The organism is Lactivibrio alcoholicus (assembly GCF_055390895.1).
Window position 1 is genome coordinate 1,009,217 of record NZ_AP042471.1, and the last position, 19,790, is coordinate 1,029,006.

The window sequence follows — 19,790 nt, forward strand, 5'->3', positions numbered from 1 at the left end:
GTCACGAGAGGCGCCTCCCCCGCCGAAGCACCTGCCCCGGCAGTTCGCCCGTATATCCCTCCGGCGTCACGACGGCCCGCCCGTTGACGAAGACATGCGAAACGCCCGTCGGAAACTGTATCGGGTCCTCATAGGTCGCCCTGTCGGCGATCGTATCGGGGTCGAAGAGCACGATGTCCGCCTTCTTGCCTTCGGCGATCGTCCCCCGGTCGCCGATTCCGAGGATCGACGCCGGATAGCCCGTGACCTTGCGCACGGCTTCTTCGAGACGGAGCAGCTTCTTCTCCCGCACGAAACGCCGGAAGTAGCAGGGATACGTTCCGTAGAGTCTCGGGTGCGGACGTCCGCCGTAGATCCCGTCGCTCCCCACCGTTCCGAGCCGGTGCCCGATGACCCTGTCCATGATGTCGTCCGAACCGTAGAAGCTGATCATCGTCACCGCGAGCTTCTCCTCCGCGAGAAGATCCATAACGGCGTCGACGGGGTTTTTTCGCTGTTCGTCCGCAATCGCCCGGCAGCTCCGGCCCTCCATCCATCGGTTCTTTTCCAGCTGGACCGCGGTCACGACGATGTTCTCCCAGCCGACCGAGATTTGCCTGTTGTGCCAGACATCGAGTCCCTTCGTGAATTCCTCGCGGATCCGCGCGCGGAAGGCCGGATTCGATAGGTTCCGGACAAGCGCGGCCGTCCCCTCGTTGAAGGTCCAGGTCGGCAGGACGGCCGTCAGGACGGTGCTCCCCGCGAGATAGGGATACCGGTCCCAGGAGATGCTTCCTCCCTCCGCGGCGAATCGTTCGGCCTTCTCCATAACGACGTCCATGAGCGGCCAGTTCACCTTCCCGTACGCCTGCCAGTGGGAAATCTCGAGGTGCGCGCCCGACTCCATGGAGATCCGTGCGACTTCGTCGAACGATCGCGACAGGTAATACCCCTCGTCGCGCTGATGCACGACGAAGATGCCGCCCTGGGCCGCGACTTCCCGGTTCAGCGCTATGAGTTCGTCCGCATCGCCGTAGGGGCACGGGGGGTAGATGAGCCCCGTCGAAAGTCCGAACGCCCCCTCCCGCATACAGTCGCGGACCGTGGCGCACATTGCGGCGAGTTCTTCCTTCGTCGCGCCCCGCTCGGCCATCCCGAGCGATTCGATCCGCACGGGGCCATGCGAAAGCAGGACCGCGACGTTGTTCGGCACTCCCCTCTTTTCGAGCGCGGCGAGGTATTGCCCGAACGTCCTCCAGCTCCATTTTTCCTCCGGAAGGACGCCGTCGAGCCCGGCCAGAAGGTCGCGCACGACGGGCAACGTATCGTCGCGGACGGGAGCCGTCCCTAGGCCGTCCTGCCCGAGAAGCTCGGTCGTGACGCCCTGTCGTATCTTCGCCTCCGGCGGCGCGGCGCGGAAGAATTCGAGGTCCGTATGGCTGTGCATGTCGATGAAGCCGGGTGTGAGCACCATCTCCGAGCAGTCAATTTCCGACGCGGTCGCTTCTCCGGGACCGAGATCGCCGATTTTCGCGATCCGGTCGCCGGCGAGGGCCACGTCTGTCCGGAAGCGTTCTCGGCCCGTTCCGTCGGCTATCGTCGCGTTTCGCAGAATACAGTCGAACATTCGTCGTTCCTCCCAAACTCAGGATATCGACTCGTAGCGGAAGCGTCCGACCTTACTCGTCCGATGGCCGCAGCGAACCAGCGCTTCCGCCATCGGAACCGCGACGCCCACGCCATCGATCACGGGGACGCCGAGTGCGTCGGACACCCGGCGATCGAGGCCCGAGAGCCCCGCGCACCCGAGCGTGAGGACTTCCGCGCCGTCGCGTTCCACGGCGAGGCGTCCCGCGTCGGTCATCCGCTCTTCGAGCGTCTCGCCGGTCGCCCGCTCGTCGACCGACCGCACCGACGCGCACCGCGCCTCGAGCCCCAGACGCCGGATCATGAGCCGCTTCATCGGAACGGAGCGTTCCGACGTCTGCAAGACGGAGAAGCGCTCGCCGAGCGTCATCGCCATCAGGAACGAACACTCCCCGACGCCGAGAACCGGCCGGTCGGTCGCCTCTCGAAGCAGGTCGATGTTCACGTCGCACGTGCATGCAACGATCGCCGCGTCGAAAGCGCCGCCGTGTTCTTCGAGGACGCGGAGCATCCCCGGCGCGCACAGCGCCCATTCCCTGTAGTTCTCGATGAACGCCGGGGCGTCCGGCGCGTTGACGCATGTCAGTTCCGTCCCGGGCGACGCCGTCTTTCGCGCCGTCGCGTCGATGAGACGCGTAAATGACGTATCGCTGTTCGGATTGATGACAAGAAGCTTCATGTCCGCATACCTTCCTTTCGTATTGTATCCGTTTCCCGGGGTCGCCTCACGGGAAAGGGCGGGAAGCGAGCCGCCTCCCGCCCTTAGGTCCGCACCGATATTCGCGGCTTCGGGCCGTCTATCCCCGGCTCCGGTTCGAGACGTAGGCGCGTTTCTCGTCCACGATGGCCGTCGCGTACTTCCGCTCGCCGGATTTCCAGTCTCTCATAAGCGTCATGAACACGCCGCCGAGCAACATGATCGCGATCAGGTTGGGGATCGCGCACAGCCCCGTGGCGACGTCCGCGAAGACCCAGAGACGGTCGACGTTCGCCACGCCCGCGAAGACGATTCCAGGAAGAAGATAAACCCATTTCATGACCGACATCGACCCCTGGCCGAACAGATAGACGGTCGCGGTTTCGTAGTAGATGAAGAATCCGATCTGCGTCGAAAGACAGAAGAACAGGATGATGAACGAGATCAGTCCCTGCGCCAGAGCCGGGGGGAAGACCGCGCCGAAGGCCCTGAGCGTCAGCTCGACGCCGGAAGTCCCGCTTTCGATCGCGCCCGTCGAGAGGATCGCGAACGCCGTGACCGTGCAGATGACGATCGTGTCGAAGAAGACTTCGAAAGCGCCCCACATTCCCTGCTCAAAGGGGTGCTCCGTCGTCGCGGTGGCGTGCGCCATCGGCGCGGTGCCCAGACCGGCCTCGTTCGAGAGCATCCCGCGGGAGACGCCCTTCTGAATCGCGGCGGCGACCGCGGCTCCGGCGAAACCGCCCATCGCTGGGGACGGCGCGAAGGCGCTCGAAAAGATCAGGCCGAAGACGTGAGGGATCGCCTTTGCGTTGACCGCGAACAGGACCACGGCCGCGATGATATAGACGATCGACATGAACGGCACCATCGTTTCGCAGACCTTCCCGATGCGCTTTACGCCGCCGATGACCGTGACGCCCGTAACGACGGCGAGAAGTCCGCACGTGACGTACGGATCGATTCCGTAGGAACTCAGGAAGGCGCGCCCGACCGTGTGCGGCTGCAACAATCCTGCGGCGAGGATCGCGTTGACGAAGAGACCGAAGCTGATGAGCTTCGCGAGCCACGTCATTCCGAGGCCCTTTTCGACGTAGTACATCGGGCCGCCGAGCGTCGTCCCGTCGGGGTTGACGTTCCGGTAGTGAACCGCCAGCGTGACTTCGACGACCTTCGAGATCATTCCAAGCAGCGCGAAGAGCCACATCCAGAAGATCGCGCCCGGCCCGCCCACGGCGATCGCCGTCGCGACCCCGGCGACGTTGCCCATGCCGACGGTGCTCGCGAGCGCGGTCGTCGCCGCCTGGAAGGGAGACATGCCGCCCTTTCCCCTTCCCTTGTCCCACATCTTGCCCAAGGTGTTCCGCATGATCGTTCCGAACCCGATAAACTGGAAGAATCCCGTCCGAAGAGTGAACGTTACGGCCACGACCGCGATGAGGGCGAGCGTCCACGGCCCCCAGAGCAGATCCGCTGTTTTCCCCGCCATATCAAGAATTGCGTCCACTTCTATTCCCCCTTGTCGAACTCATGAATGAAAAAACCTTTCGGTCCGTCGTCGCCATTTCGGAAACATACGCAGGGAGTCCGTTTCACCCCCTCCAACGAACGCAGTCTCCGTGCTATCCCCGCCGCATCGGGAGGAAGCGGCCGAGTCCCTCCGGCGCGAGGATCGCCCCGTCGCGGTACACGACCTGCCCGCGCAGGATCGTTTCCGCGACGCGGCCCGTGAAGGTTTCACCCGTATGAGGACTCGCGGGGTTGAGATAGAAGAGGTCGTTTTCGCGCAAGATCCACGAGACGTCCGGATCGACGATCGCGAAGTCCGCGTCGAGCCCCGGTTCGATCCGCCCCTTGCGGTCCGCGACTCCGAAAATCTCCGACGGACGCGACGCGCACAGCTCCGCGAGGCGCTCCCACGTAAGTCCGCGGGGCCGTCCCTGCGTCAAGAGAACCGGCAGCATCGTCTGAAGCCCCGTGCATCCCTCCGCGACGGTCCAGAAGTCATCTTCCCGCCCGGTCTTCCGAGCCGCGGGATGCGGCGAGTGGTCGGTCGCCACGATATCGACCGTACCGCCGAGAACGTATCCCCACATCGCGTCCACAGTCTCGCGGGACCGCACCGGAGGATCGCACTTGGCGAACGCGCCGACGCGGACGAGATCGTCTTCCGTCAGTCCGAGGTACTGCGGGCAGGTCTCGCAGGTGACGTTCGTCACGCCGCGCCCCCGCGCCTCCCGGATGAACCTGACTCCGGAGGCCACGCTCATGTGGCACACGTGGACAGCGCACTCCGGCGCCTGCTCCGCGAGAAAGAGCAGTCGATGGACCGCCTCGAGTTCCGAGTACTCCGGATGCGAGTCGATGAACGCCCGCGCATCCTTCCGTCCCTCGGCGCGAAAGCGGTCGACGAGTTCCTGGATGAGAGTGTCGTTCTCCGCGTGGACGCAGACCACGCCGCCGAGTTCCCCGACTTTCCGCATCCCCCGGAGCAGCGTCCCGTCATCGGTCATCGGATAGTTCGAACAGCGGCACATGAACGCCTTGAACGCCTGCGCCCCGGCGCGGAACGTCGGCTCGATATCGTCGAAACGCCCCGGCAGGACGCCGCTGTAGAGCGCGAAATCCACGACGCACTGTTCGGACGCCGACGCCTTCTTGTCTTCGAGCGCCCGGACCGTCACCGTGCTCGGCTCGGAGAGCGGCATTTCCACGATCGTCGTAATACCGCCCGCGACCGCCGCTTTCGATGCGCACGCGAACGACTCCCTGTCCGGCGTGCCGTGCCCCGCATGGACGTGCCCGTCCACAAGACCGGGCAGCACCACGCGTCCCGTCGCGTCGATCACGGTATTTCCCTTGAGTTCCCGTCCCGGAGCCGCGACTTCGACGATTTTTCCGTCGAGGACTCCCACGGAAACCCGCCGCGCCCCTCCGGGCAGCACCACGAGCCCCTTCTCAATGACCATATCCAGCATGTTCGATTTGCCCCCTCACGATGCGGATTGTGCGTATGCGAAAAGAGCGGGAATCGCTCTCCGGTCGTGACCGGAAGGACCCCGCCCTGCGTCACCGTTCGATAAACAGCGCCAGATCCGGACAGCTGGCTTCGCAACGGCCGCATCCGACGCACTTTGATTCGTCCGGCGCTACGACGAACGCATATCCCTTTTTGTTCGTCTCCGCGCCGATCCGGAAAACTCCGGCCGGGCAAAACGCGACGCAGAGCCCGCACCCCTTGCAGACCTCCCGGTCGACATGAACTTTCATCCGGACATCACCTCATCTTCCCGATGGTTTCGACGACCTCAGCGGGCGTCCGGGCGATCGTGACGCCGGCTTCGGTCAGACGCCGCATCTTCGCCTCGGCGGTCCCCTTCGATCCGGTGACGATCGCCCCGGCGTGCCCCAGAGAACGCCCCTTCGGCGCCGAACGGCCGACGATCAGCGCGACGACGGGCTTCTCGACGCATTGCCCGATGTATTCCGCCGCGTCGTCCTCCATCGATCCGCCGATCTCGCCGAGAAGAAGGATGACCCGTGTCTCGGGGTCGTCGTTGAAAAGAGCGATCACCTCCCGCTGCGTCGTCCCCCAGAGCGGACCTCCGCCAAGCGCGACGACCGTCGATTGCCCGATCCCGGCGTCCGTGAGCGTTTTGCCGATTTCGTAGGAAAGCGCGCCGCTTTTCGATACGACGCCGACATCCCCGGGCGCGAACATCCGGGCCGGATGCGCGCCGACCTTGCTCTTTCCGGGCGAGATGATTCCAGCGGTCCCCGGTCCGACGACGCGCGTTCCGCGTTCTTTCGCGTAGGCAAGAATCCTCGTCGCGTCGTGCAGCGGAATGCCCTCCATCGTGAGCACGAGAAGCTCCACTCCGGCGTCCACGGATTCCCGCGCCGCGTCCCACGCGAACATCGGCGGAACGAAACTGATCAGCGCGTTCGCGCCATGTTCCCTGACGGCGTCTCCGACGAAGTCGTAGACGGGCACGCCCTCGACGGTTCGCCCCCCTTTGCCGGGAGTGACCCCGGCGACGACGTTCGTCCCGTAGTCGATCATGACCTTCGTCTGGAGAAGCCCCGAGGTTCCCGTGATCCCCTGGACGACCAGACGCGTGTTCCCGTCGATCAGAATCGCCATTCCCTATGCCCTCCCCGCACGTTCCACGGCTTCCCTGACGGATGCCTGCAAATCGTCGCGCGTTTCGAGCCCCGCCTCCGCCATGATCCGGCGTCCTTCGGCCTCTTTCGTTCCGCACAGGCGAACCACGAACGGCGCGTGCTCCTGGTGCTCCCCGTGATACCTCGCGATTCCCTCCGCCATTTCGTCCATCCGCACGAAGCCGCCGATCAGGACGATCAACAGGCTGCGCACGCCCGGCGCGGACAGGACCCGATCGATCGCGCGATACATGACGTCCGCGTCCGTAAGACCTCCCATTTCGCAGAAATCCGCGGGACGCCCCCCGGCGTCGACGATGAGGTCGAGCGAGAGCATTCCCGTGCCCGCTCCGTCGGAGATCAGCCCCACCGTCCCGTCCATCGGGACATACGTGATCGTGTCCCCTTCGCCGACAGGGTCGGCGTCGCAGCCGATCAGGGCCACCTGCGCCGCGTGGAGGCGTTCGAAGAGGTCCCGGCGACGCCGGAACGCGTGATCGTCGAGATTCATCTTCGAATCCAGGGCGACGAGACCCTTCGGCGTCTCGACGAGCGGATTGATCTCGACGAGCGTCGCGTCCGAATCGGACATGACCTTCAGCATCTTCCGCAGAAGATCCGCAAGTTCCCGCTCCCGGCCGCAGCCGAGAAAGCGCGCCGCGCGCCGGACATGGAAATCCGACAGGCCATAGGAGGGGTGGACGGGAATTCTCAGGATCTTCTCCGGCGTCATTTCCGCGACGGACTCGATCTCCGTCCCGCCCTCGGCGGAGGCGATCAGGACGGGACAACCGGCTGCGCCGTCGATGAGACACGCGAGGTAATACTCTTTCTCGATCTCGAGCGCTTCCTCGAGCAGAAGGCCCCGAACCGGAAGTTCCCGGATCCTGAGCGCGGAGATATCGCGCGCCGCTTCGCGGAGTTCCTCCTGCGTCCTGCAGACGCGCACGCCGCCCGCCTTTCCCCGGCCGCCCGCAAGCACCTGCGCCTTGGCGACGACAGGGTACGACTCCGCGGCGACCGGCCCGGAGAGCGGGAGCACGGAGCCTTTCGGAACAGAGATTCCCGCCTCGCGGAAGAGTTCCTTGCCCTGGCATTCGAGAAGTCTCATCGGATGCCCTCCTTCGCGAGCGAAATTCCGGCGTCGAGCGCCTTCAGATTGATATCGAGGAACCGTCGCGGCGCGTTGTCCGTGATCGCCTGCGCGAGGCTCTCCCGCGTGACGATCCCCGCGGCCGCCTGCAGATACCCGAGCATGACCATGTTCGCCGCCATACGGCTTCCGTGCGACACGGCCGTCTCGGTCGCCGGGACGCGCCTGAGATCGACTCCGTCGCTTCGGACATCCGGCGCGAGATCCCGGTCGACGATCACGAGCCCTGCAGGAACGACCCGTTCCCGGTACGTGTTGTAGGCGGTCTGAAAGAGCGCGACGAGAATGTCCGAAAGAGTCCGGATCGGCGTCAGAATCGGCGAGTCCGAAAAGAGGAGTTCGGCCTGACAGGCGCCTCCGCGCGCCTCCGACCCGTACGACTGCGTCTGCGCGGCGTGGAGCCCGTGCCCCTTCACGATCGCCTCGCCGAGGACCACGGACGCGAGGACGACGCCCTGCCCCCCGAAACCGCAGAAGCGCACGCTTTTAGTCCCCATTCCGTCCACCCTCCTTCCCGCAGCGGGTCGTCCCGAGGAAGACCGGCCGTTCCGCGTCGGCGAACTCGCCGAGGACGTACTTCTCCTTCAAAGAATCGGGGAGTGCCCCTTTCGCCTTCGCCGCCGAAATCTGCCTGGAATCCATCCACTCGAGCGTCTTCGCGGGGTCGCCGCTCCCGAGAGCGTACCTTCCGAAATGCGTCGGGCACTGCGAGAGGATCTCGACGAGCGAGAACCCCTTGCGCCCGATCGCCCGGATCATGAGCCCGAGAAGCCCCGAGAGATCGGTCGTGCTTCCCCGCGCGACGTAGCTTCCTCCGGCCGCCGCGACGAGCCTGCAGAGATCGAACTCGGGTTCCGCGCTTCCGTACGGCGTCGTCATCGTCACCGATCCTTCCGGAGTCATCGGCGCGACCTGTCCGCCTGTCATCGCGAAGTTGAAATTGTTCACGACGAAGACCGTCACGTCGAGGTTTCGCCGCGCCGCGTGGATCAGGTGGTTGCCGCCGATGGACGCGGCGTCGCCGTCCCCCGCGAAGATCACGACGGGAAGCTCCGGACGGTGCAGCTTGATCCCGGTCGCCCAGGCGAACGTCCGGCCATGGACACCGTGAAGGACATCGCAGTCGAGGTAGACGGGAATGCGCGCCGTGCAGCCGACGCCGCCGATACACACTGAATGTCGCAGGTCGAACCCCGTCTTCTCCACTGCCCGGAGAAAGGTATTGAGCACCTGGCCGCATCCGCAGCCCGGGCAGAAGAAGTGCGGCAGTCGTCCGCCCCTGATATATCGCCGCAACGGATTGATGACGGTCATCGTGGTCCCTCCCCGGCCCCCGGACAGGCCGCTCTCGTTCCGATCGCCGCGAGAATTTCCGAAGGCGAATGGATCAGCCCCCGATTTCGCGTGATCCTCCCGGTTTCGCACCTTCCGGCGCAGACGCGCTCGACCTCGCCGGCATACTTTCCCCGGTTCATCTCCACCGTGAAGAGCTTCTTCACGTGACGCGACACGTCGGCGATCGCCTCTTCCGGAACGGGCCACACGGCGTCGAGCTTGAGGACGCCGACCCTGGCGCCCGCTTCGCGGGCCGCGTCCATCGCCTCGATGCACGGGCGTACCTCGCTCCCGTACGCCACGAGCGCGATCTCCGCGTCGTCCATCTGGAAGGCGTGCGTCGTCGAGATGACCTTCCGGTCGCGCAGCACCTTGCCGCAGATCCGCTCGTACAGGCGCTCGAAAACGTCCGGATCCCACTCAATCGAGCCGCGTTCGTCGTGCGGGTTCAGCGAATGGATCACGCGATACCCGTCGCCGAGACGCGCGAAGTCCGGAACTCCGTATCCGGGGGCCGCGAAGGGACGATCGTATGCCGCGCCTTCGGGCGGAAGCGCCGCCGGCCGCGGCCTGACGATCGGGATCGCATCCTTTTCCGGGATCACGAGACGCTCGCGCATCAGCGCGATCGTAGTTTCGGACATCACGATGACCGGCGTCCTGTACTGCGCCGCGAGGTTGAACGCACGGACCGTGAAATCGAAGAGCTCCTGAACGGAAGAGGGCGCGAGCACGATGAACTCTGAGTCGCCGCTGTGCCCCCACTTGAGCTGCATGACATCCGCCTGCGTCGCGAAGTTCTCCCCCCGGCACCGCATGACGTCGAGAATCACGATCGGCGCCTCGACGGAAACGGCGTAGCCGATGCCCTCCTGCATGTAGTTGAATCCGGCGCTCGCCGTCGCGGTCATCGCCCGCGCGCCCGAGAGCGACGCGCCGGAGAGCGCGTAGACGGAACACAGTTCGTCCTCTCCCTGGACGAAAACGCCTCCGACCTCGGGCAGCCTGGACGCCATCCGCTCGGAGATCTCGTTCGCCGGAGTGATGGGATACCCCGCGAAGAAATCGCACCCCGCCGCGATCGCGCCCTCGACAGCGGCGTGGTTCCCCATCATGAAATGGACGCCGCTCAGGACGCGTCTCCCGCGTTCCTTCATCTGAGAGCTCCGATCACCCGGGCGACCCGCCCGAGCCCCTCCCGGATGACGCTCTCGCCCTTCGCGAAGACGAATCTGACGAATCCGCCGTACGCGAACGCCTCTCCGGGAACGACGGCGACGTGCGCCTCGGCGAGCAGAAACTCCGCGACGTCGATGTCGTTCCCGAGGACACCGCCCTTCCAGCTCCTGCCGTACAGTCCGCGGACGTCGGTGAAGAGGTAGAAGGCTCCCTGCGGCGTGACCGCACGGAGCCCCGGGATCGCGTCAACGAGCTCCATCATCAGATTCCTCCGGGATTCGTAGCGCGTCCGCATGACCTCGACGGCGTCCTGCGGTCCCCGCAACGCCTCGATCGCGGCCTTCTGCGTCACGGAGTTCACGTTGCCCGAGACGTGCCCCTGGAGCTTCGACATGGCTCCTATGAGAGGGGCCGGACCTCCGGCGAACCCGATGCGCCACCCGGTCATCGCGTATGTCTTCGAAAGACTGTTCACGGTGATCGTCCGCCTCTTCGCGCCACTGTCCAGCGACGCGAAACTGACGTGTCGGACGCCGTCGTAGAGCAGATGTTCGTAGACCTCGTCCGTCACCACCAGAAGATCCCGCTCCTCCGACAGCGCGGCGATCTCCCGAAGATCCTCTCCGGTGCAGATCGCGCCCGTGGGATTGTTGGGCGAGTTGACGACAACGACCTTCGTCCTGGCGCTCAGATGCGGACGGATGTCATTGGCGCACAACCGGAAGGCGCGGGCCTCTGATGTCGGCGCAAACACCGGAACGCCGCCCGAGAGACGGATCTGATCCGCATAGCTCACGTAGCAGGGCGTCGGAAGAATGACCTCGTCACCGGGATTGCAGACGCAGCGGAAGAGCAGATACAGAATCTGCTTTCCCCCGTTGCTCGCGATGATCTCGTCCCGGTCGTAGGAGAGTCCGTTTTCGCGCCGGAACTTCTCCGCGATGGCGTCCTTGAGTTCCGGAATCCCGGGGACATCCGTGTAGCGCGTGAATCCTCCGCGGATCGCACCGCATCCCGCCTCGCGGATATTCTCCGGGGTATCGAAATCCGGTTCCCCCTGAGCGAAGCTGATCACGTCGATTCCCTCGCGCCGCATCCGGTTTGCGAGCGCCGAGGTCTTCTCGGTGGCCGAAGGGGTGATCTGACTCATGACATCAGATAAAAACGAATTCACTCGAAATTCCCTCCCCATCCGAAGATTCGGATAGTGTCGAACAGCGGGAATACGGTATCACGTCAAAACGATCATGTCAAATATATTGTATTCGATTATGACGGATTGAGACGCTTTTCCTGGAAGTCAGCGGTCGGAATGCGATTTTCGGAGAATAAAAAAGGGGGATCCGCCCTCGAGGGCGGATCCCCGCATGTCTCTCCCGATCCCGTCCGGGATCGCTACTCGTCGACAGCGCCGGAGCAGGAACTCCTGGCGAGCGCGTCGAGCGTTCGTTCCTCGGCGTGCTCGAGATGCTCGAAGACTGCGGCCTCCGACGCTCCCGCGTCGCGCCGCTTCAGCGCCTCTATGATTTTCAGGTGTTCCCGCGACACCCGCTCGATCACCTCTTCGCGGAACGGAAGGCTCTCTGCGAAGTAGCGGATCCGTCGCGCGTGGTCGCTCAGCGTATCGAGAGATTCTCTGATGAGCCGGTTTCCCATGTTTTCGTACAAAAGTCTGTGCAGCAGCCGGTCGGTTTCCTTGTAGAGCTCGAAATCGCCGACATTTTCGAGAAGGACCAGAATCTTCCGCTCGACATCCACGATCCGTCCGATGTCGCATCGCGTCGCCGCGAATCGAGCCGCGTACGATTCGAGCAGGCGCCGGAACTCCCACACCTCATGCGCCGTATCCGGGTTGATCGGCGAAACGGTGGCGCCCCTGTTGCGGGTGATCGCGACGAGTCCCGCCCCCTCGAGCCTGAAGAGCACCTCCCGGACCGGGGTCGTGCTAACGCCGAACTCCTCCGCGAGCTTGTCGATACTGAGTATCTCGCCCGGAGAGTACTCGTTGTCGATGATCTTCTCACGGATCGTCCGGTAGATCTGTTCTCCTATCGATAAGACAATTCGTTGCGGCATACTCGTCTCCCCGTCGTCGCGCTGTGATGCGGTAATGATATCATGCCGCGGTATCCCTGCCGGCAAGCCGCATCATAGCGCCCGCGCCCGCCGCCCCTGGTCGCCGCTCGCCTTCAGGCGGCTATGGACAGACTGCCTGTCTGGGATCGAGCCACCCCGTGGCGGTAATGCCCGCCGGAGTCGTGTAGCGCACCAGCGCCCATTTCCCGGTGCCGCCAACGAGCGTTGTTTCCCCGCCGCCGAAGATGTCTATGACCGCAGGGGCATCTTCTTCGGGGCGACATCGAAGGGCCGTCACGGAACCGGGACCGTCGTTTCGGACACCGACTTTCAGCGGTCCGCATGAAATCCACCCCCTGGCGCCCGCAGGCAGCGACACCGCGAGCCATCCCCGCCTGTGTCCGACGACCAGAACGACAATCTGTCCTGGCGCTTCCGACGAACGACGGAATCGCGTGAAGATCTTTCCGCCGGGCGCGTCCCTGACAACAGCCTCCTCCGCACCTGCGTCGTCCACGAAGGCAATGATGTCACATTCTCCCTCTTCGGGCGAATACAGGGTCCTGTCAATGTTCGGCAGCTCTTTTCCCGCGGCCTCGGAGAGCGGGACGGCAAGGGCCATCGCGCCGCAAGAGATCCACAACAACAGCGCCGGCAACACGCTTCCCGCGCTCACCACCCGCGTCCCCCGCCGCCGCCTCCACCGCCTCCGGAAGAGCCGCTCCCGCCGCTTCCCGACGAACGGGTTCCCATGCTCACGGACTGTGCGAACGTCGACGCGAACGCGGCGACCCCCGCGGGCGTCGCGAACGCATCCATATCGCCCTGGTACCACGACGGCGTGTACTGCGACGCGGCGAGAATCCTCTCGAAACGGTTCGCCCACGTCTCCGCGGCATCGAGCGCGTAGGCCCACGGCAACAGGGATTCGAAGAGCTGCGGCGTCTCGTCCGGAGGTGCCATCATTTCGAGACGTTCCTTCTCGGCCGTCGTGATGAACATTCTGAGCCCCTCGATCTCTTCCGCGAGCCGGGCGCCATCGATGGTTCTTCTCCGCATGAGGGGCTTGAAGACGAGCAGGATGATCATGCTCGCGATCGGGCCGACGGCCGACACCGGGTCGACGTCGAGTCCGCTCGAACCTCCCGCGAAGATCGTGCCCGCCGTCACGAAGAGGAAGATCGCCGGGAATAAAACCCTGAGAAAGAAACGGGAAAACAGGCTTCCCTTGCCCGATGGAAGCGGGATCGCAAAGGGCAGCAGCAGAAACGGCCCTGCGATCAGCGCGAGGATCGGCTCGAAACGAGGTTCGGGAGTTCCTCCCGTCCCGATCATCATGGCGATGAACATGGAGAACGCGTAGATCTCGAACAGCACGACGCCGATCGACCACTTCCCGATATTCGACGCGAAGAGCGGCTTCCCCCTGGCCTTGAAGCGGTTCGTCACATGGGCGAACGCCTCGCGGATCACGGGGCGGTCGGCGGTCGACAGCGTGATCTCGCTTCTCGTCGATCCGAAGAGTTCGTCGACGAGAAAGCGCTCGTCGGCCGTCAGGGATGCGCTCTCGATCTTTTCCCGACTCAGCCGGAGCCGATACGACCTCCCGGCCAGCTTCGAAAGCAGCTTCAACGCCTTTCCGGCCGTGCTTCCCGAAACGGCCTTCGCCATCTGGTCGGCCGCGAAGGTGCGTTCCTCGATCGTGACGCACCCCTTGACCGCGAGCCCCAGAAGCATCGCGCCGAAGGCCGTGTCGTCGATGCGCATCGTCCGGACGTAGCGGCCGAAACCCGCCTCGACGCCGTCCGGTGGCGTGAAGCGCGGGATCACGGTCTTCGCTTCAGGGTCGCGTCCCCATCGGAACCAGATCGCCGCCATGAGCGCGAGAAGGACGACCGGCATCGCCAGGTGGAGTGCCCTCCAAGGCGACCGCGTCCAGCGTTCGAGCAGCGGGGCCGGCGTCTCCGGCGGCGCGACGATCCCCTTGGGCCACGTGACGGCGACCGTCAAGCCTTCGCCCGTCGGGAAGGGTTTCGTCGACTCAACGGAACCGTCGGGAAGGGTCCGCGCGTCGGTGCGCTTCTCTCCCTTCTTCCCGGTATAGACGTCGACGCTCCGGAATCCCTCGCCGAAGTCCCTCCCGGGGAGCTTGAGACGGAACGTCGCCCGTTCGATCGTGAACGCCCAGTCGTTGCCCGTCACGTTCCAGTAGAGTTCGTCGTGGCCGGCGAAGAAGCCGAGCTGTCCGGTGGTGCGATAGGCAAGGACGATGACGTGTTCGCCCGGAGCGAGAACGGTCTTTTCGCGCCCGATGCGGATGTCGAGGTCGCCCCCGCTCCGTTCGACGCGGAGGTCCGTCGGCGATCCGTCGATCTCGGCCGAAAGCACCTCGAACCCGGCGCGGCGCCGTTTTCCCTGCGCGTCGGTGAAGTCGGTCGGGATGGTCCGGATGAGCCCGCGTTTGATGTCCTTCCCTTCCGAAACGAACCGGATCGACTCCGTCACGACGAGCGAGGCGTCGCTCCGGATTTCCGCCGCGGCGTCGAACCGGAGGATGCGCTCTTCGGCCGGCGCGGCGAACGGGAATGCGCTTATCACAGCGACGATGGCGAGAAGAAACGACAGTTTTCTCATGATCATCACTCCCTACGGATCTGTGGTCGACGGCCGGAGGTCCGGAACCGTCCGCGTCCCGCGGTTCAGAGCTTCCTCTTCGCCGCGGGGAAGCTGCTCCACGCGCCGACGTCGAGGACCGGACGGAGACCGAGCTTCCTCCGGCGCTCGACGTGGGCTTTCAGAATGCCCGAGATCTCCTCGTTCGCTTTCGCGCGCCCCTCGTAAAACGCCGAATAGGCGTCCCGAGCGGGTATCTGCTCCGGGTGTTTCCACTCGTTGAGAAGCCGCAGCTCCTCGCGCTCTTTCGCCCCGAACCCGGAGCCGAGCGCGTCGATGCGCCGCTGGAGTTCGACCTTGCGCGCAACGCCTCCGGCGGCTCGTTCGAGGGCGGTGATGACCTCCCGCTCCCGGACGGGGCCGTAGAGGCGTTCGAGTTCCCGGATCCTGGCGAGTTCGCCGCGCGTGAGTTCGTCGTCCTTCGCGAGGTCCGTCCGGCGTTTTTCCTCCGCCTCCTTCGCCTTCTCGATCATCCCCCGGATCGTGAACTCGAGTTCCAGGACCGGACGAACGACATCCTTATAGGAGCTTCCTGAACTCCCCGCCGCCCCGAAGAACGGGAGATCCCGCACAAGCCCGCCCGAGTAGAACGGCGACGCTTCCTCGTCGAATTTCTTCCTCGCCGCGAGAAGGTTGTTCCACTGATTTTTCACGAGCGGAACCCACCGCGGCGGGATGTCCGTCAGATCGGCCGTCACGTCCGGGTGCTTCGCCTTGACGCCGCTCCACCCCTCGAGAATGGCCGCGATCCGCTTGTCGATCTCCTCCGGAGGGGAAAGTTCCTTCCCCATCGCGGCGAGGGCTGCATCGACCGCCTCGACGACGATTTCGGTCATATTCCGCGCCTTGAGGACGTCGTCCGCCTTCCCGAGGAGCGTCCCGCGTTCCGACGACGTCGAAAGCGTTCCGCCCGCCACGGCGTCTTTCACGGCGTCGAGCGTCAGCCCGATTTTCTTGAGTTCCTCCTGGAATTCGGCCATCCGGACGAAGAGATATTCCGTCTCGAATTCGATCCGATTCCTGAGGACATTCATCTTCCGGAGCTGCTCGACGACCTCGCCGACGGACTGGAGATCGGTCGTGAACGACTCCATCGCGGCGGCCCACGCCAGAGCCCGCTCCGAGGCGGGATCCGTCTTTCCCTTCAGGAGCGCCGAAAACTCGACGATCGTCGAACTCCGGAACTTCAGGAAGTTCTTTTCGTTGATGTCCTCCCAGACGGCGACGGTCTCGCTCTTTTCCCTCTTCGTCGATTTCAGGAGGCGTTCCACCGCTTCGAGTCCCGTTTTCATGTCCGCTTCGCACGAGGACATGATCCCCTGCACCGTCTGCGGTTTCGCGGCGCCCGCCCCTCCGGCGGGAAGAAGCAGGAATATGAGGAGCACAGTCGCCGCAAGCAATCGCGGGTTGCGTCCGTTCATGCCGGAGCCCTCCCCTCTCTAGAACGGTTGCTCGAAATTATAGACATTCCAGCGCCCCCCGTCCCGCCGGACGAGGACGTGCGGTTTCGGGGATCCGTACTGGCGTCCGCGCTCGTCCCACGCCCTCGTGACGACCGTCGCCCGTTCGACGCGCGTTCCGGAGATCTCGCGGACCTTTTTCTTCTGCGCGTCGTCGAGAAAGAAATCCTCGAGTACGTTGTCGGAGTCAAAGCCCTTGATCGTTTCGACCGTCGCCTCGTCCGTCGTGACGTGGACGTAGAACGTCGCGAAGCGTTCGAGGTGGAGATCCCAGTGATACCGGACGAGCGACAGCTCCTTCGGCGTTCGCTTCCGCTCCGGAGCGATGCAGTCGAGGAAGAGGTCGAAATTCTTCTCCTTCACGGCCGTCGCGAGGATCTCGACGAGCCGTTCCGGAGTCACGTCGGCCGGGATCGAGCGAACCGTATAGAGCGGGCCCTTGATCTCCTCCATCCGTTCCTCTCCGGCGAAGACGCCGCCCGTCCCGGACGTCTCGTCGCACACCGCGAACGTTATCCCTGGGATATAGATCGCGACCGGCTCGACGACCCACCCCCAGCGCGGCGCGATTGTCTTCGTCTTTTCCGCCTGCGGGATGGCGAGTTCGATTCCGGAGATCCGGCCGAGAAGCGTCCACTTCCCGCCCTCGGGAAAGTCGCGGTTCACGAGCCTCCGATAGCGCTTGAGCGCCTCGTAGGGGCCGAGCCAGCTCCTGTCCGAGATCTCGACGAAATACCATCCGAGCGCCCCCGACCCGGCGAAGACGAACTCGCGCCCGATGTCGACGAACTGGTTCGCGGGGTATTCGAAATCGTCGAGAATCACGTAGCGGCCCAGGATCTCGTCGAGGGAGATCTTCTCCCTGTCCGGCGCGGGAAAGGGCTTCGCGATCGTCGTCGGGCCGGAAAGGACGCTCTCTGCGAAGCGCTTCCACTCCTCGTCGGCGAGACGGCCGAAGATAGACTTGAGCTTCTGCTCGTTCTCCCGGTACGCAAGCATCGCGGGGGTGATGTCTATGAAGTCCCCCTTGCTCTTCATGAGGGCGGCGCGCCCCCGTCGGAAGAGCGCTTCGACGGCCGGATCGCCGGGATACTTTTCCTTGAGCGCCCGGATCCGGTTCAGGGCCTCCTGGTCCTCGTACCCGAGCCGGAATGACTGCCCCCGGAAACGCGAAAGCCTGTCCTCGAACTTTTTGAGAAAGAACTCCGCGCGCGAGATCTCGTTCTTCGGCGCCGCGGAGGCGGTATCCGCACCGAAAGCGGACGCGGGAACCGCGAAGAGGCACAGGCACAGAACAAAAACGGCCAGAACGGATCGACGACACGTCACCCGCCACCATCTCCCTTCCGCACAAATTGCGCTTCCGCCACCAGTCTACCGCAGAGAAGGCCCTTTGTCCGCATCATATTGAAGCGCCAGTGCGACTCGGTCGACTTTTCGCGCTTCTTTAATCCCCCGCCGCCCTCACGCGTCCGGCAAGGTCATTCCGGCGGACCGCCCCCAGTTTCCGGTAGATCCGGCGGATGTGGCTCTTGAGCGTGTTGTTCGTGATGCCGCACGCCTCGAGAATAGCCTTTCGTTGCAGCTCGCCGAGCAGCAGCAGCGTGATCTCGGCCTCCCGCCTCGTCAGCCGGAAGGGTTCGAGCTGGAGCCGGATGCGGATCTCCGCATCGGAGGGCTCTCCGGCGACCGTTCGGCCGCACGCGCTCGTTTCCTGCATTCGGGACACCTCCCTTTCGCGTTCGCCGTCTCCTCCGTTCCCGACACACCCGGCAGTTCTCCGAACGCATCGTAGCGCAAACGAAACGGCGCCGCCCCACCCCGACGTATGCCGTCCGGGGGTGGTTTCCGCCACCCCTCCGGCGATGCGCGAAAGAGGACGCGGAGGCGCGGCGTCAGCCGACTACGTCGCGCAGTTCGCGGCGGTTGCCCGTCTCGGTCTTCCGGTAGATGTTCCTGAGGTGATATTTGAGGGTGTTTCGCGAGATGAAGAGCGAGGCGCAGATCGAGGCGTCCCGAAAGCCCCGCAGCAGCAGAAGCGCGACGTCCGTCTCCCTCGACGTGAGGCCGAAATGCGCGAGCTTGTCGCGGTCGTCCTTCGCGGCGGAGGCATCGGAAATTTCCGGTGCCCCGGGGGTCTCGGGCGGATCGGCGGCGGGGACAGTCTCGGGGGCAGGCTCGTTCCGGAGCGGGATCGAGGCGTCCAGCTGCAGGAGAAGGATCCTCCCGCAGCGCTTCCACGCGGCGAAGAGCGCGACGAGGATCGCGAGCGGAAACGCGAACGCCGCAAGCCGTCCGTCCGCTGCGCCCGCGGACATCGACGCGGCGACCGTCGCGCACACGATGACAAACAGGCCGCGCGCGACAACGACGCCTCTCCTTGCGCCCGAAGCGGACGCGACATGCATCAGCAGCAGCCACGCGTAGAGTTCGAGAAGGGCCGTCCCGCCCCCGGCGAGAACGGCCGTGGTCCGGCTGTCGGGGAAAAACCCCAACAGGAAGAGCGCCGCTCCGACGACCGGAAGGGCGGTTCGGTAGAACCCTGGAAGATCCGCGTTCCGGTGAAAGAGGAAGACGAGCGCGGCGAACGCCGTCGCGAGCGGATGGATCCAGACGCTCCACCCCGGGACTCCGGCGCCGCCCTCAGTGAGGGGCGACAGTGCGCCGATCGCAAGATGGAGGCAGAAGAGCATGAGCGCGAGATCGAAAAGGGGGACGTCGCGCGGAAGGGGCGATGCGTCGCCCCCGGTCGCGGAAATCTTCACGAGAAGGTACAGCGCGACGGGCGGCGCGGCGACGAGAAGCGCGCCGCCGGCGACTGCCGCGGCAATGACCGGAACGAACGGAGAGACGCCGAAGGCGACGGCGATATCGTCCGGTTCGAACGCGCTCAGAAGAATCCCCCACCGGCACAGCAGCAGGGCGGTTCCGACGCCGCCTAAGGCGAGGGCGACGGACGAAAAGACCGAGGACGGCGCGGGCGGCAGAAAACCGGTCGCGGCGAGAAGGATGGGCGTCGAGGACATGAGGACGCATCCGGCAATCGAAAGCTCTCTCCGGAAGCGTTCGATGAACGGCTGGAGCGAGGACGCACCCGACACGAACAGCGTGAGCGCAAGGCAGGCGAGAAAGAGCGGCGCGCCGGGTGAAGACGCAGACGTCGCCCCCGCTGCGAGACGAACGGCGAGCGTTTCCATCCACGCGTACAGCAGGCCAAACCCAAGTGCGGCCCCGAAAGCCCCGGACTTCGTCACGGACGATTCTCCCCTTTCGGCGTTGCACCACTCCGGCAATTTGTATCATATCACTCGAAAACACGCTCTCACCAACGAAAGAACTCCTCCTGCTTGCGTTTATCACGTCGAAAGACTATTCTGTATCCAGATTCCTGATAGATTTGATTATTAAATCTCGTGTTGAATCCTTT

At 64.6% G+C, this 19,790-nt stretch carries 18 protein-coding genes; all 18 read right to left on the minus strand.

The annotated features are described in order from the left end of the window. Position 1: 1 nt before the first annotated feature. The 18 genes from ACZ5IU_RS04870 to ACZ5IU_RS04955 all read right to left on the minus strand — a co-directional run bounded on the left by ACZ5IU_RS04870 (position 2) and on the right by ACZ5IU_RS04955 (position 19,617). A complete protein-coding gene (locus tag ACZ5IU_RS04870) occupies positions 2-1,606 on the minus strand; it encodes an N-acyl-D-amino-acid deacylase family protein (RefSeq protein WP_464421066.1) in 1,605 nt (534 codons plus the stop codon). Positions 1,607-1,624: 18 nt separating this feature from the next. Beyond that, complete coding sequence (locus ACZ5IU_RS04875) at positions 1,625-2,305, minus strand: aspartate/glutamate racemase family protein (protein ID WP_464421067.1); 681 nt, start codon at positions 2,303-2,305, stop codon at positions 1,625-1,627. A gap of 118 nt (positions 2,306-2,423) precedes the next feature. Beyond that, complete coding sequence (locus tag ACZ5IU_RS04880; protein WP_464421068.1) at positions 2,424-3,830, minus strand: alanine/glycine:cation symporter family protein; 1,407 nt, start codon at positions 3,828-3,830, stop codon at positions 2,424-2,426. 115 nt (positions 3,831-3,945) lie between these two features. Beyond that, positions 3,946-5,301 carry an allantoinase AllB gene (gene allB, locus ACZ5IU_RS04885; protein ID WP_464421069.1) on the minus strand — a complete coding sequence of 452 codons (1,356 nt, stop codon included), beginning with the start codon at positions 5,299-5,301 and terminating at the stop codon, positions 3,946-3,948. Between the two features lie 91 nt (positions 5,302-5,392). Further along, positions 5,393-5,593, minus strand: coding sequence for a 4Fe-4S dicluster domain-containing protein (locus ACZ5IU_RS04890; RefSeq protein WP_464421070.1), 201 nt, complete (start codon positions 5,591-5,593; stop codon positions 5,393-5,395). 7 nt (positions 5,594-5,600) lie between these two features. Beyond that, entirely contained in the window at positions 5,601-6,467 is an 867-nt protein-coding gene (gene sucD / locus ACZ5IU_RS04895) for a succinate--CoA ligase subunit alpha (protein WP_464421071.1), read from the minus strand. 3 nt (positions 6,468-6,470) lie between these two features. Further along, positions 6,471-7,598, minus strand: a complete 1,128-nt coding sequence (locus tag ACZ5IU_RS04900) for an ATP-grasp domain-containing protein (protein ID WP_464421072.1) — start codon at positions 7,596-7,598, stop codon at positions 6,471-6,473. Further along, a complete protein-coding gene (locus ACZ5IU_RS04905; protein WP_464421073.1) occupies positions 7,595-8,137 on the minus strand; it encodes a 2-oxoacid:acceptor oxidoreductase family protein in 543 nt (180 codons plus the stop codon). Before ACZ5IU_RS04905 ends, ACZ5IU_RS04900 begins: the two co-directional genes overlap by 4 nt. After that, positions 8,127-8,954 carry a thiamine pyrophosphate-dependent enzyme gene (locus ACZ5IU_RS04910; protein WP_464421074.1) on the minus strand — a complete coding sequence of 276 codons (828 nt, stop codon included), beginning with the start codon at positions 8,952-8,954 and terminating at the stop codon, positions 8,127-8,129. The genes ACZ5IU_RS04905 and ACZ5IU_RS04910 overlap by 11 nt, the downstream gene beginning before the upstream one ends. Beyond that, on the minus strand, positions 8,951-10,132 hold the full coding sequence (locus ACZ5IU_RS04915; protein ID WP_464421075.1) for a transketolase C-terminal domain-containing protein: 1,182 nt from the start codon (positions 10,130-10,132) through the stop codon (positions 8,951-8,953). The genes ACZ5IU_RS04910 and ACZ5IU_RS04915 overlap by 4 nt, the downstream gene beginning before the upstream one ends. Further along, positions 10,129-11,328: a pyridoxal phosphate-dependent aminotransferase gene (locus ACZ5IU_RS04920; RefSeq protein ID WP_464421076.1), complete on the minus strand. Its 1,200-nt coding sequence runs from the start codon at positions 11,326-11,328 to the stop codon at positions 10,129-10,131. The genes ACZ5IU_RS04915 and ACZ5IU_RS04920 overlap by 4 nt, the downstream gene beginning before the upstream one ends. A 221-nt stretch (positions 11,329-11,549) precedes the next feature. Further along, positions 11,550-12,230: a GntR family transcriptional regulator gene (locus ACZ5IU_RS04925; RefSeq protein ID WP_464421077.1), complete on the minus strand. Its 681-nt coding sequence runs from the start codon at positions 12,228-12,230 to the stop codon at positions 11,550-11,552. 121 nt (positions 12,231-12,351) lie between these two features. Further along, positions 12,352-12,906 carry a hypothetical protein gene (locus tag ACZ5IU_RS04930; RefSeq protein ID WP_464421078.1) on the minus strand — a complete coding sequence of 185 codons (555 nt, stop codon included), beginning with the start codon at positions 12,904-12,906 and terminating at the stop codon, positions 12,352-12,354. After that, positions 12,903-14,864: a DUF2207 domain-containing protein gene (locus tag ACZ5IU_RS04935; RefSeq protein ID WP_464421079.1), complete on the minus strand. Its 1,962-nt coding sequence runs from the start codon at positions 14,862-14,864 to the stop codon at positions 12,903-12,905. Before ACZ5IU_RS04935 ends, ACZ5IU_RS04930 begins: the two co-directional genes overlap by 4 nt. Before the next feature lie 65 nt (positions 14,865-14,929). Next, a complete protein-coding gene (locus ACZ5IU_RS04940) occupies positions 14,930-16,324 on the minus strand; it encodes a hypothetical protein (RefSeq protein WP_464421080.1) in 1,395 nt (464 codons plus the stop codon). An 18-nt stretch (positions 16,325-16,342) separates the two neighbouring features. Next, the gene (locus ACZ5IU_RS04945) at positions 16,343-17,692 is read right to left on the minus strand and encodes a hypothetical protein (RefSeq protein ID WP_464421081.1); all 1,350 of its coding nucleotides are present in this window, start codon (positions 17,690-17,692) and stop codon (positions 16,343-16,345) included. A 118-nt stretch (positions 17,693-17,810) separates the two neighbouring features. Continuing rightward, positions 17,811-18,083 carry a helix-turn-helix domain-containing protein gene (locus ACZ5IU_RS04950; protein ID WP_464421082.1) on the minus strand — a complete coding sequence of 91 codons (273 nt, stop codon included), beginning with the start codon at positions 18,081-18,083 and terminating at the stop codon, positions 17,811-17,813. 175 nt (positions 18,084-18,258) lie between these two features. Then, positions 18,259-19,617, minus strand: a complete 1,359-nt coding sequence (locus tag ACZ5IU_RS04955) for a helix-turn-helix transcriptional regulator (RefSeq protein WP_464421083.1) — start codon at positions 19,615-19,617, stop codon at positions 18,259-18,261. Between the last annotated feature and the right edge of the window lie 173 nt (positions 19,618-19,790).

Coding starts and splice junctions, on each gene's coding strand:
- ACZ5IU_RS04870 (WP_464421066.1), bottom strand. CDS start 1,606: ATGTTCGACTGTATTCTGCGAAACGCGACGATAGCCGACGGAACGGGC.
- ACZ5IU_RS04875 (WP_464421067.1), bottom strand. CDS start 2,305: ATGAAGCTTCTTGTCATCAATCCGAACAGCGATACGTCATTTACGCGT.
- allB (WP_464421069.1), bottom strand. CDS start 5,301: ATGCTGGATATGGTCATTGAGAAGGGGCTCGTGGTGCTGCCCGGAGGG.
- ACZ5IU_RS04890 (WP_464421070.1), bottom strand. CDS start 5,593: ATGAAAGTTCATGTCGACCGGGAGGTCTGCAAGGGGTGCGGGCTCTGC.
- sucD (WP_464421071.1), bottom strand. CDS start 6,467: ATGGCGATTCTGATCGACGGGAACACGCGTCTGGTCGTCCAGGGGATC.
- ACZ5IU_RS04900 (WP_464421072.1), bottom strand. CDS start 7,598: ATGAGACTTCTCGAATGCCAGGGCAAGGAACTCTTCCGCGAGGCGGGA.
- ACZ5IU_RS04905 (WP_464421073.1), bottom strand. CDS start 8,137: ATGGGGACTAAAAGCGTGCGCTTCTGCGGTTTCGGGGGGCAGGGCGTC.
- ACZ5IU_RS04910 (WP_464421074.1), bottom strand. CDS start 8,954: ATGACCGTCATCAATCCGTTGCGGCGATATATCAGGGGCGGACGACTG.
- ACZ5IU_RS04915 (WP_464421075.1), bottom strand. CDS start 10,132: ATGAAGGAACGCGGGAGACGCGTCCTGAGCGGCGTCCATTTCATGATG.
- ACZ5IU_RS04925 (WP_464421077.1), bottom strand. CDS start 12,230: ATGCCGCAACGAATTGTCTTATCGATAGGAGAACAGATCTACCGGACG.
- ACZ5IU_RS04935 (WP_464421079.1), bottom strand. CDS start 14,864: ATGAGAAAACTGTCGTTTCTTCTCGCCATCGTCGCTGTGATAAGCGCA.
- ACZ5IU_RS04940 (WP_464421080.1), bottom strand. CDS start 16,324: ATGAACGGACGCAACCCGCGATTGCTTGCGGCGACTGTGCTCCTCATA.
- ACZ5IU_RS04950 (WP_464421082.1), bottom strand. CDS start 18,083: ATGCAGGAAACGAGCGCGTGCGGCCGAACGGTCGCCGGAGAGCCCTCC.